At 61.8% G+C, this 12,096-nt stretch carries 6 protein-coding genes and 1 tRNA gene; 4 read left to right on the top strand and 3 right to left on the bottom strand.

Annotation, left to right across the window (positions count from 1 at the left end):
- The first annotated feature begins 226 nt into the window (after window positions 1-226).
- Window positions 227-1,660, top strand: a complete 1,434-nt coding sequence (pyk, locus tag ACP8JZ_RS06455; RefSeq protein WP_081672534.1) for a pyruvate kinase — start codon at window positions 227-229, stop codon at window positions 1,658-1,660.
- A gap of 1,109 nt (window positions 1,661-2,769) precedes the next feature.
- Here pyk and ACP8JZ_RS06450 read toward each other — a convergent pair.
- Window positions 2,770-2,855 (bottom strand) — tRNA-Leu (locus ACP8JZ_RS06450).
- 311 nt (window positions 2,856-3,166) lie between these two features.
- On the opposite strand from ACP8JZ_RS06450, the gene ACP8JZ_RS06445 reads away from it, so the two are divergent.
- Window positions 3,167-3,793 carry an ANTAR domain-containing response regulator gene (locus ACP8JZ_RS06445; protein ID WP_021104328.1) on the top strand — a complete coding sequence of 209 codons (627 nt, stop codon included), beginning with the start codon at window positions 3,167-3,169 and terminating at the stop codon, window positions 3,791-3,793.
- A gap of 15 nt (window positions 3,794-3,808) precedes the next feature.
- Here ACP8JZ_RS06445 and ACP8JZ_RS06440 read toward each other — a convergent pair whose 3' ends face one another.
- Window positions 3,809-4,231, bottom strand: a complete 423-nt coding sequence (locus ACP8JZ_RS06440) for a PaaI family thioesterase (RefSeq protein ID WP_021104329.1) — start codon at window positions 4,229-4,231, stop codon at window positions 3,809-3,811.
- Window positions 4,232-5,542: 1,311 nt separating this feature from the next.
- Here ACP8JZ_RS06440 and polA point away from each other — a divergent pair.
- Window positions 5,543-8,215, top strand: a complete 2,673-nt coding sequence (gene polA, locus ACP8JZ_RS06435) for a DNA polymerase I (RefSeq protein ID WP_306517404.1) — start codon at window positions 5,543-5,545, stop codon at window positions 8,213-8,215.
- A 489-nt stretch (window positions 8,216-8,704) separates the two neighbouring features.
- Here the strand turns inward: polA and ACP8JZ_RS06430 are convergent, their stop codons facing one another.
- Window positions 8,705-9,652, bottom strand: a complete 948-nt coding sequence (locus ACP8JZ_RS06430) for an endonuclease domain-containing protein (protein ID WP_306517403.1) — start codon at window positions 9,650-9,652, stop codon at window positions 8,705-8,707.
- Window positions 9,653-10,230: 578 nt separating this feature from the next.
- Between ACP8JZ_RS06430 and rpsA the strand changes: the two genes are divergently transcribed.
- Window positions 10,231-11,733 carry a 30S ribosomal protein S1 gene (gene rpsA, locus ACP8JZ_RS06425; RefSeq protein ID WP_484482275.1) on the top strand — a complete coding sequence of 501 codons (1,503 nt, stop codon included), beginning with the start codon at window positions 10,231-10,233 and terminating at the stop codon, window positions 11,731-11,733.
- The last annotated feature ends 363 nt before the right edge of the window (window positions 11,734-12,096 follow it).

Here is a 12,096-nt window from a genome sequence, read left to right as displayed (position 1 = left end):
CCTTGGCGTCCGTGATCCCCGCGGTGCCGTACGTCAGGTCACGTGGGTATCTGGTGCTCATTGGGCTTGCCGAGTCCTTTGATCCGCGCGCCGGTGCTCCTTGAGTGGGCTTCTGGTGCCCAGAGGAGCTGCCCATCCGTTCAACGAAATTGATGATTGGATGCACGGTTGATGCCCGCAGTGCCCCGAGATGTGACCTATTGGACAGGACCTATAAAGTTGAGGCGTGCGTAGAGCCAAGATTGTAAATACCCTCGGACCAGCTGTTCACTCTCACGACGGCATGAAGGAGCTCATGGAAGCGGGCATGAACGTCGCCCGTCTCAACATGAGCCATGGCACCCACGAGGAGCACCAGGATCGCCTGGATCTCGTCCGCTCCGTCGCCGACGAGCTGGATCTCAACGTTGCTGCCCTTGCCGACCTCCAGGGCCCCAAGATTCGTACCGGTGTTTTCGAGAAGGCTGAAGGCGCCTCGAACGGAAAGATCGACCTGGAGGTTGGTGACAAGTTCACCATCACCACCGATGACATCGTGGGCAACCAGGAGCGCGTCTCCACCACCTTCAAGGGACTGCCCGGTGACTGCCACCCCGGCGATGTCATCCTCATCGACGACGGCAAGACCGTCCTGCAGGTCGACTCCGTCGAGGGCAACGACGTCAACTGCCACTGCACCGTCGCCGGCCCGGTCGGCGACCACAAGGGCATCAACCTGCCTGGCGTTGCCGTCTCCATTCCCGCCCTCACCGAGAAGGACGAGGCCGATCTGCGTTGGGCCCTCAAGGCCGGCATCGATCTGGTCGCCCTGTCCTTCGTGCGTCACGGCTCCGACATCGACCGTGTCCACGAGATCATGGACGAGGAGGGACGTCACACCCCGGTCGTCGCCAAGCTCGAGAAGCCGCAGGCCATCGAGAACCTCGACGCGATCATCGACGCCTTCGACGCCGTCATGGTTGCCCGTGGCGACCTCGCCGTCGAGTGCCCGCTCGAGGAGGTGCCGCTGGTTCAGAAGCGCATCATCGAGAAGGCCCGTCTGCAGGCCAAGCCGGTCATCGTTGCCACCCAGATGCTCGAGTCGATGATCCACGCCCCGCGCCCGACCCGCGCCGAGGCTGCCGACGTCGCCAACGCCATCCTGGACGGTGCCGACGGAGTCATGACCTCTGCTGAGACCTCCGTTGGTGACTTCCCCGGCGAGACCGTGCGCACCATGGCCAAGATCGTGGAGTCCACCGAGTCCAACGGCATCGAGAAGATCGCCGACATCGACTGGGACCCGCACACCACTGGCGGCATCATTTCCAAGGCTGCCGTGGAGATTGCCGAGCGTATGCAGGCTCGCTACATCGTGGCCTTCACCAAGTCCGGTGACACCGCTCGCCGTATTTCGCGGCTGCGTTCGCGCACCCCGATGATCGTCTTCACCAACGACGAGAAGACCCCCAAGCACCTGGCCTGGAGCTGGGGTTCCAACGCGGTCATGGCTCCGAGCTTCGACAACCCCGAGGAGCTGTTCGGCTGGGTCAACACCTACCTGCGCGAGCACGGTCTCGTCCCGGTGGGCGAGCGTGTGGTCGTCGTCGCCGGTTCGCCGATGCGCGTTCCCGGCAAGACCAACACCATCCGCGTGCTGCGTATCCGTGAGGACGCCTGAGTTCTTTGCTCTGGTCATCAGGTATCGGGGGGCATGCCTTGATGCCTGATGATCCGGTCCTCGACAACGTCTCCGCTGTCTCGAACCACTGAGTTCTGCGTGACGGTGGGCTCGTGTAGCCCGTCGTCCGAAAGGGCATGAGCGTTAACGACTGTGGGGTCCCGAATCATATGATTCGGGACCCCACATGTTTCTGGATTCGGGGCCTCATATGTTTCAGGTGTTTCGTGGTGAGGCGCTCGCGGTGGGGAGTGTCCCATGGCCACCGAGGGCCCGGCCGTGTGGGATCAGGGTTTGTAGGTCACTGGTTCTGCGCCGGTGGAGTGGAGCTTTGGCTGCGCTTCTGCTCTACCGCCGTTCCGTCGTTTGCTGCCGTCCCTCTCGCACAGCAACGCAGGTCAGCGTCCTGTTCTCTTGCTCATCTTGGGGTGGTGTACTGTCCCGTGTGGTCGTTGTCGGGGGAGTGTGCCTAGTCACCGTGGCACTCTGATCGTGTGTGGGATCAGGGTTTCCTGATCACAGACCCTGCACCGGTGGAGGGAAGCCATGGCGGGGCTCCTGCTCATCTCGCCCTGCGGTCGTCCCTTCGTTTAGTAACGCGGGTCAATGCCCTGCGCTTCTGCCTATCTCGCCTTGGCCCACCGCCCCGCGTGGTTGTATCGGGGGCGTCCATGCCCCCAGGGTATCGGCCGTGTGTGGGATCAGGATTTGCAGCTCAGGTACTCGGTGGATGGGAGCCCTACCTGCGCTCCGGCTCATTTCTCCCTGCCGCCCGTTTCCTCGTTCAGCGACGGGACCAGCGTCCTGTGTTCCTGCTCATCCCGCCCTGCTGTCGTTCCCGCGTTTGCTGCCGCCATCCTTCAAGCAACGCAGGTCAACGTTCTGTGCTCCTGCCCATCTTGACTGGCGTACTGTCCCGCGTGGCCGTTGTCGGAGAGGGGTAATTCACCGTCTAGTAGTGGTAGCTGTCGCTGGGGTGAGTCAGGGTTTTCGTGGGCGTCACTGGAGCGCAGCCAGAAGTACTGGTGGCACTGAGCTCGTTGGTCAATACAGCCTGAGAAAGGTGGTGCATCCTGAGGGATCGAGCGGCCCCGACAAGCTTCGTCATCTGGTGCCCGGGAGGGGAGTCGAACCCCTACGCCCTCACGGACAGCGCATTTTGAGTGCGCCGCGTCTACCATTCCGCCACCCGGGCCAGCTCGCTCATTGTGGCACAAAACTCGCCTCGGAGCACATCATGCTCATGTAGTGCTCCCACGCGGTCTCACATGAGAGGGTGGTTGGCTCCTTGTGGGCCACTCCGGACTCAGATGTGGGCCTCGGCGGCGGGAAAACGTCGGTTGAGGGGGCATTGTGTGACGAAGTCAGGGCAATGCCACGACCATCTGTGCCATCATGTCAGTGGCAGGATACCTGCTCGGCCTGGTGGGTCTGGCCGGCATCCTGGCCATGGCGTCGCGCTAGGATAGCAGGCGTTGTCAACGTCAGACATGCAAGGAAATCAACGTGGGTAACTCAACAAGCTCCGACAAGCGGGTATCTGACATCAATGCGGAGAGTGCTCGTCCCCGAGTCATCGTGGCGGAGGATGAGGCCCTCATTCGCCTGGATCTGGTGGAGCTGCTCGAGGATCAGGGTTACGAGGTGGTGGCCCAGGCCAGTGATGGTGAGGAGGCCGTCTCACTGGCGCGTGAGCTGGAGCCCGATCTCGTCGTCATGGACGTCAAAATGCCCAAGATGGACGGAATCACCGCAGCAGACAAGATTGCCGAGGAACGTATCTGCGCCGTCGTCATGCTCACCGCCTTCTCCCAGCGCGATCTCATCGAACGCGCCAAGGAAGCCGGGGCAATGGCCTACGTCGTCAAGCCCTTCGACGTGTCAGACGTCGTGCCCGCGATCGAGATCGCTCTTGCTCGATTCCAGGAGATCCGTGCTGTTGAAGACGAGATCGCCGACCTTGAGGAGCGTCTTGAGTCCCGCAAGCTCGTCGACCAGGCCAAGGGGATGCTCCAGTCCAGCTTGGGCCTCACTGAGCCAGAAGCCTTCCGTTGGATCCAGAAGACTGCCATGGACCTGCGTAAGTCCATGCGTGAGGTTGCCCAAGGGGTCATCGACCACGGGCGCAAGTGACGGCGGTGTTCGTGTTCAGTCGAGGTCGATGATTTGGCAGCTCACCCGTCCCACCGCGCAGATCCGTCCCAGATCATCGACAATCTCCACCGCGTGAGTCGTGGTACGCCGTCCCAGGTGCATGGCCGTGGCGGTCGCTGTCATGTGCTCTCCCTTGGGGGCGCGCATGTGGGAGACATTGAGCTCGGTTCCCACTGCACCTTTGCCGCTTTGATGTGCAAAGAACATGGCGGCCAAGGAGCCGGCCGTTTCCACCAGCACTCCTGACCCACCGCCGTGCCACAGTCCGAGTGGCTGGGTGTTGCCGGCCAAGGGCGCCTTGATGACGCAACGCTCTGGTGAGAGCTCAATCACCTCGACGCCGAGCTTGTCGTCGAGCGGGCTCACCAGGTCGGTGAGCCATGTGGGGAGTCCGGATTCCTTGGATGCGTAACTCATGTGACGTAGCTTGCCACGTTGGCGAGCGAAGTAGCACCCCTTCCTGCCCCGCTGTGTCATTCGCTCTCGACTCGACGCGGCGGTCAGGGTTTGGCTCGGCTGCCCCACCTTTTCTGATGACACGCGTTTGCTCTCCTTGGCAGGTACCCCTTGTCCTTTGTCAGTGTCAGGTAGTCCTCTCCGGCAGCCGCTCTGTCTTTTTTCTGGTGACACGCGTGTGCTCCCCCTTGATAGTCACCCCTCACCATATTTCCTTGTGGTCGCGAGCTCATTTCCTGCTGGGCACACGGTCATCTCTTTTTTCCGTGGTCGGGGGAGCGGTAGTCGTTGCCAGCATCGAGTGAGTGACATCCTCTGGGCGATCTGTGGAGAAATGGTTGCGAAAGGCCGTGGATGTCACCCTGCTTTGCAGTGGGGCGACTCATGAACAGAAATACCACGCCGGCGTCGCCGATCCAGCTCACAGATGCATGTTTCATGCCTGATGTTTAAAGGACCTACGTGTCTGTGAAGGCTCCACCAGAGCGCCGTGGGGCCGCGTGGGCCGTCGTTGCCGGGAGATCGTGTGGTTCGCCAGTGTCGTGGGAGCCGTGAGGGGCCGTGGGCATCCCCAGTCACGGTTTCCACGGAACTCGTGTGAGGTCGAGAACCGCCTCCAAGACTCGTGAAGGTAACGGAGATGTAGAATTGCTCTCCAGCAGGTGGTCACGCTCCATGACCGGGGGCCCGCCCGACAAGGTGCACCAGCAGATCTTCTCCGAGCGGTCACTCCCCATGCCCGTGGGCCAGAGCTGCCTGTCGAGCCAGCTCGGGCACGTCTGCCCGGCGTGATGAGGCATACCGGGCTTCCGCATCTGCGGGGCCAGTCCATTCAACGAGCACCCTGCCTCCCCGCCCGGAGCGGTTCACAGTGTGCAACCGGTCAGCAACCTGGCTCGTCACGCTCCCATGCGTGGGTGTGCAGCAGAGCCCTGATCGAGGCCTCGCGATCAGAGTAGGCCCTCTCAGTCAGGTTGTGTGGCGGAGTGAACCTGCCCTGCTGTGACACCATTGCTGCCCGTCGTTCCCGACCCGCGTGGCAAATTGGTTGCTGCAGCCGAGGCTTGCCACCAGTCGTGGCAGCTCAAGGTTCTCACAACCAATTTGCCACGCGGGCTCGTGGTACCGGTGATTTTCGGTCGGGGTTGGTCAATGGGGCAGGTGGTTTCTCAGGACAAACCGGCCCGTTCTCCAGCGTCAGCAGCGATGACGACGGGCGCACACATCAGTGCTGGGAGAAAACCGCGTCTTTCATCGCCTAGAGTCGTACACATGAGCCAACGCCCCACCCTGTTGATTGTCGACGGCCACTCGATGGCATTTCGCGCGTTCTTCGCCCTGCCGGTGGAGAACTTCACCACGCGCACCGGCCAGCACACCAACGCGGTGCACGGCTTCGTCTCCATGCTCACTCGACTCATCAAGGATGAGGATCCGAGCCACATAGCGGTGGCCTTCGACCTCCCCGGCGGTACCTTCCGCACCGAGCAGTACCAGGACTACAAGGGCGGTCGGGCAGCCACTCCGCCGGAATTTCCCGGGCAGGTCGAGCTCATCAAGGAGGTTCTCGACGCGCTCAACATCACCCATCTCTCGGTGCCCGGTTATGAGGCCGACGACATTCTTGCAACTCTGGCCATCTCGGCCAGCGCGGCAGACATGGACGCCCTCGTCGTCTCTGGAGACCGGGACGCCATGCAGCTTGTCACCGACCAGGTCACGGTTCTCTACCCCAAGCAGGGCGTCTCCAAGTTGGAGCGTATGACCCCGCAGGCTGTCGAGGAGAAGTACCTCGTCCCCCCGGAACGGTATCCGGAACTGGCTGCTCTGGTGGGTGAACATGCCGACAATCTGCCCGGCGTCCCCGGGGTCGGTCCCAAAACTGCTGCGAAGTGGCTCGCGGCGTACGACGGTCTCGACAACCTCCTGGCGGACGCAGATTCGGTCAAGGGCAAGGCTGGTGCCTCGTTCCGTGACCATCTCGACGACGTCAGGCGCAACCGTCGTCTCAATGCTCTGGTGCGGGATCTGGAGCTGGAGGTTGGCCTTGACGATCTGGCCCGACGTAGTTGGGATCAGCAGGCCACGCGCCAGCTCTTCGACTCCTTGGAGTTCCGCTCACTGTGGGATCGCGTCAAGGCCATGGAAGGCACCGACGGGGCGCAGGACAGTGCGCGAACTGTGGATGTCACCGTCCAGGTGCCAGGAGAAGGCGAGCTCGACTCGTGGTTGCAAGCCCATCGAGATGTTCGACTCGGCGTGGACGCCACCGGGACGTGGGTCTGTGGAGCCGGCGACGTCACTGGTGTCGTCATAGGGTCACCGCAGCAGGAAGCCGTCAGGCTGGACCTCACTGATCTCTGCCCGGCAGATGAGAAGGCCTTCGCCGATTGGCTCGCTGACCCCCACTGCCCCAAGGTCATGCATGCCGCCAAGAGCCAGATCGAAGCCTTCGCAGCACGTGGGATGGCTGTTGACGGTCTCAGCTGTGACACCGAGTTGGCTGCCTACCTGCTGCACCCGGATCGGCGCAAGTATCAACTTGACGATCTGGTTCTTGAGTATCTCGATCTTGAACTTGTCCCGACCCACGATCAACCCAGTCAGGGCACACTCGACTTCGGTGACGACGATGCCACGGTTGAACTGTCTGCGCGTCGAGCGGTACTCATCGCTCGGTTGGCCGACGTCCTCGAGCGGGAACTCGACAATCGCAGCGAGCTCGGCCTGCTCCACGATCTTGAGCTGCCTGTTCAGCGCAGTTTGGTCGCCATGGAACAAGCTGGTGTTGCCGTCGACACCGACGTGCTGGACGGGTTGCGTGCTGACTTCGATTCCCGGGTTCGCAAGGCCGAGGAGCTGGCCTGGCAGGCAGCGGGGGAGCAGGTGAATCTCGGCTCGCCGAAGCAGCTGCAGGCCGTCCTCTTCGACCGTCTCGACATGCCCAAGACGCGCAGGACCAAGTCCGGTTACACCACTGACGCCGCTGCCCTGGAGGGGTTGTTCAAGAAGACCCAACACCCCTTCCTTGCACATCTGTTGGCCCACCGTGAGGCGATCCGCATGCGGCAGACCATTGACGGGCTGCTCAAGTCCATTGCCGACGACGGACGAATCCACACCACCTATCAGCAGACGGTTGCTGCCACCGGTCGACTGTCGAGTACCGATCCCAACCTTCAGAACATTCCCATGCGCACCGAGGAAGGTCGACGTATCCGGGAAGGATTCGTCGTGGGTGAGGGATACGCATCGCTCATGAGTGCCGACTACTCCCAGATCGAGATGCGCATCATGGCCCATGCCTGCGGGGACGAGTCGCTCATCGAGGCATTCGCCTCTGGTCTGGACTTTCACACGGTGACGGCTTCGCACGTCTTCCGGGTGCCGATCGAGGACGTCACCGCGGCCCAGCGTTCCAAGGTCAAGGCCATGAACTATGGCTTGGCGTATGGGTTGAGCGACTATGGGCTCTCGCAGCGACTCGACGTTCCGGTGACAGAGGCTCGTGAACTCATGGACGACTACTTCAGTCGGTTCGGCAAGGTGCAGCAGTATCTCAACCAGGTCGTCGACCAGGCTCGTAGGGATGGGTGGACCTCGACTCTGTTGGGCCGCCGGCGCTATCTACCCGATCTCAACTCGTCGAATCGGCAGCGTCGCGAGATGGCGGAACGCGCTGCCCTCAACGCGCCGATCCAGGGCACAGCTGCCGATCTCATGAAGTTGGCCATGCTCGCTACCGATCAAGGACTTGCTGAGCACGGGATTCGTTCCCGTGTGCTGCTGCAGATCCACGACGAGCTCGTCCTCGAGGTCGCTGCTGGGGAGGAGCAACGGGTGCGTGAGGTCGTCACCGATGCGATGGGTGGCGCCATGGATCTGGCGGTGCCATTGACTGTCGCGATTGGTGTTGGGCGGTCCTGGTTCGACGCGGCGCACTGAGCGCGGTGGCGGCGCACTGAGTGAGAGGACATCGTTGAGCGTGCCACGGACATTCCAGATGTTCCCCTGATCCAGATGATCCTCTGAGTTGTCCGGGGAAGTTCCGCGTGGGCGCCCATGGCATCTTTTCGATACTCGGCTCCCGCGGTGCTTTGCATGGGCATGTGAGTGCTGGACGTGGTGTCCGGGGTTGGGCCTTCTGGCGGTCTGGCGCGCATGCTCTTTCCGTGCTGCCACCCAAGGCCTTCGCGTCGATGAGCAGATACCACCGTGGGGGGTGTGCGCTCCTGCACGGTGCATCTTTTGCCGCTGCTGTGGTGTTCCTGTGCGTCGATGGGGTGGTTGTCATGTGGAGTGTCAGATGAGGCGGTTGGCAACACGATTACCACGGGTGATCGTGGGAACAGGGGCGCGGTGTGTCTTGGTCAGTTTCTCGATTCGGAGCGGCCATCCCGAATCATTCCGCTGGTTGCTCTTTGAAAAGCGAATTTAGATTGAGTCGAGACCAATCATGATGTGGCGGAGCTGTGGTTCGGTGTAGTGGCGCGTGGGCTTGTGACGAATGTGGAGGTGGGTGGTGATCCAGTCGAGGACGAAGTGCGGGTGGTGGCGCAGCATGGTGGGTGTGATGTGGAGGATCTTCCAGCCGTGTCGCTCGAGGTGAGCAGTGCGCATCATGGTGTGTTCGTAGCCATCGATGGTGCCGTGGATGGTGCGACCGTCAATCTCTATGGCGAGTTTCTCAGCGTTGAAGGCTTGGTCAAGGTAATAGGCGTGGTTTCCGGCGTGGATTTCGTGGTTGGATTTGTGGCCGGTGATGCCGGTGGCTCTGAGCAGTCGTGCCATGTGAAGTTCGGGGATGGACCAGGCGTTGAGGGCTATATCGGCCAAGGCCTGGTCGATCTGGGTTTTGGGATATCGGCCGGTGAGGCTTTTTCGGGCTGCACGGCAGGAACCAGGTGAGACGAGGCGCTGCCGGAGCGCTTCACAGACCCAGTCCCAGTTCCCATGGATGGCGAGGATGAGGACGCAGACTTCTGGTGTGGTGAGGCGGATGTGTTCGCGATAGGTGATGAATCGATCGGGGATGTGCCAGCGGTGCACGGTGATTCCTGGTCGGCTCAGATGCCGGGTGAGTGAACATGCCTCGATGCTGGTGATGCCGGTGAAGTCGAACACGTGGCGGGTGTTGGGCGCTGTCATGCCGTGCATGATGAGGGCAGCTTTTCCGGTGAGGATGGTGTTGGGGTCCCAGAGCCAGAGAGCTCGGATGAGGGTGGTGGGGTCGTGGGCCAGTGCTGCGGCGGCTATCACACCTGGTAGCACACGTACTGCGTCTCCGCGAGCGACGGTTCGGTCGGCTTGGCCTCGGTATGGTGAATTACGGCGGACACGGGCCACGCCGGTGTGATTGAGGTGGTCGTACAAGGTTGTCACGTCTGTGGTTGTTGTGGCCGGGGCTGATTTCCGGCGTGTTTGCCATTCCTTGTGGACAGTGATCGGGCGAGAAGACTGAGTTGCTGTGGATATTTTGTTCGGCACGACCGAGGATGCCGTTCGCAGTGGTAGATCCTGTAGGTGCCACCACGATCACCACAGCAGCCGGCGGAGAAATCCTCGAAGACGAGTCACCCGATCACCGTGTCGTCGGCCCTGTCATGAGCGGGTTGCAGACCCACCCCTGATCACTCGACTGTTGTTTCAGCGAGCATCTGTATCCGCCGGATGGGGACCCACTCATGGCGTGGAATGGGTTGCGGGTCCTGGCTGGATGCTCCGAATGGGAGGGTCCTTGGCCGATGAGGGGGTCCTTGGGCAGGGGTGAAAATCGCCGGTACGAGCGGAGCGCGAGCCACTACGGACCAGGTTGACCCTCTCCCGCGGAGGGCTGTAAAATGCCCAAATGTCATCGCTGTGCGCTCTCGGACAGAGGGGAGCGCCGAGGGCTTCATGTTTTCGAGCATGGCCCAAGGGGTGGCACCACACATCCACGCAACCAACCGGAGTCCTACTACATGACCTCCTCCACTGAGGCCTCCACCTCGAATTCGGTCGACAACGACCAGCAGACTGCCGCCACCGCCACCGAGAACAGCTCGGTCACCGTTGACGACCTGGGCAGCACCGAAGCCTTCATGGCTGCGGTCGACGCCACCATCAAGTACTTCAACGACGGTGACATCGTCACCGGAACCGTCGTCAAGGTCGACCGCGACGAGGTCCTCCTCGACATCGGTTACAAGACCGAGGGCGTCATCCCCTCCAAGGAGCTGTCGATCAAGCATGACGTCGATCCATTCGATGTCGTCAAGGTCGGTGACGAGATCGAGGCCTTGGTCCAACAGAAAGAGGACAAGGAAGGCCGCCTCATCCTCTCCAAGAAGCGTGCTCAGTACGAGCGTGCCTGGGGCAGCATTGAGAAGATCAAGGACGAGGAGGGTGTCGTCTCCGGCACCGTCATCGAGGTCGTCAAGGGCGGCCTGATCGTCGATATCGGTCTGCGTGGCTTCCTGCCGGCCTCCTTGGTCGAGATGCGTCGTGTTCGTGACCTCCAGCCCTACGTCGGCGAGGAGATCGAGGCCAAGATCATCGAGCTCGACAAGAACCGCAACAACGTGGTTCTGTCGCGTCGCGCCTGGCTCGAGCAGACCCAGTCCGAGGTTCGCCACAACTTCCTGCAGCAGCTGCAGAAGGGGCAGATCCGCAAGGGCGTCGTCTCCTCCATCGTCAACTTCGGTGCCTTCGTCGACCTCGGTGGGGTTGACGGCCTGGTCCACGTCTCCGAGCTGTCCTGGAAGCACATCGACCACCCGGGTGAGGTCGTCGAGGTCGGTCAGCCGGTCACCGTTGAGGTGCTGGACGTCGACATGGATCGCGAGCGCGTCTCCCTGTCGCTCAAGGCCACCCAGGAAGATCCGTGGCAGGCCTTCGCCCGGCTGCACCAGATCGGCCAGATCGTTCCCGGCAAGGTCACCAAGCTCGTCCCGTTCGGTGCCTTCGTCCGTGTCGAGGACGGCATCGAGGGCTTGGTTCACGTCTCCGAGCTCGCCGAGCGTCACGTGGAGATCCCCGAGCAGGTTGTCTCGGTCAACGACGACGTCATGGTCAAGATCATCGACATCGATCTGGATCGTCGTCGCATCTCGCTGTCGCTCAAGCAGGCCAACGAGGGTATGGACACCACCTCCGACGAGTTCGACCCCTCGCTGTACGGCATGACCGCCTCCTACGACGAGAACGGCAACTACATCTACCCCGAGGGCTTCGATCCGGAGACCAACGAGTGGAAGCCCGGCTACGACGAGCAGCGCATCGCCTGGGAGCAGCAGTACGCCGAGGCCCAGGCTCGCTGGGAGGCCCACAAGAAGCAGGTCATCGCTGCCGAGGAGGCTGAGCGTGAGGCTGCCGTGGAGCAGCCTGCCTCCGCCACGTCCTACACTTCGCAGGCTCCGACCGAGGGTTCGCTTGCCTCTGACGAGGCTCTGCAGGCCCTGCGTGACAAGCTCACCAACGGCTGAGTTTTTCCTGAGCACTACTGCTGACGCGTCCCCCTCACCCGCCGTGGTGAAGGGGACGCGTTGTTTGTCGCGCAGTTTTTCACAGTGCACTCCTTGCGCAGAAGGCACGTGGACAGTACGGGCAGCATGAAGCCGAGACCGCAAATGCGTTCCCCACGCAGAGGACACGTGTCTCGACGTGGTGCATGATCTGGCCACCATGAAAGGTTGACTCATTCGCGGAGTGTTGATGCGAATCGCTGCTAGCACGAATCGTTCGGAAAACTCGCAAGGCTCGGTATGAGGGGTTGCCCCTTCACGGAGTGTTGGCGTACCGAGCGCCTTGACCAACGACGAGCCAAAAAGACCAGCTGTGGCGGATGG

It is taken from the genome of Cutibacterium sp. LaCa_286, from assembly GCF_057198075.1.
The sequence above is the reverse complement of the archived record's forward strand: the minus strand, read 5'-3'. Positions and strand labels throughout refer to the sequence as shown.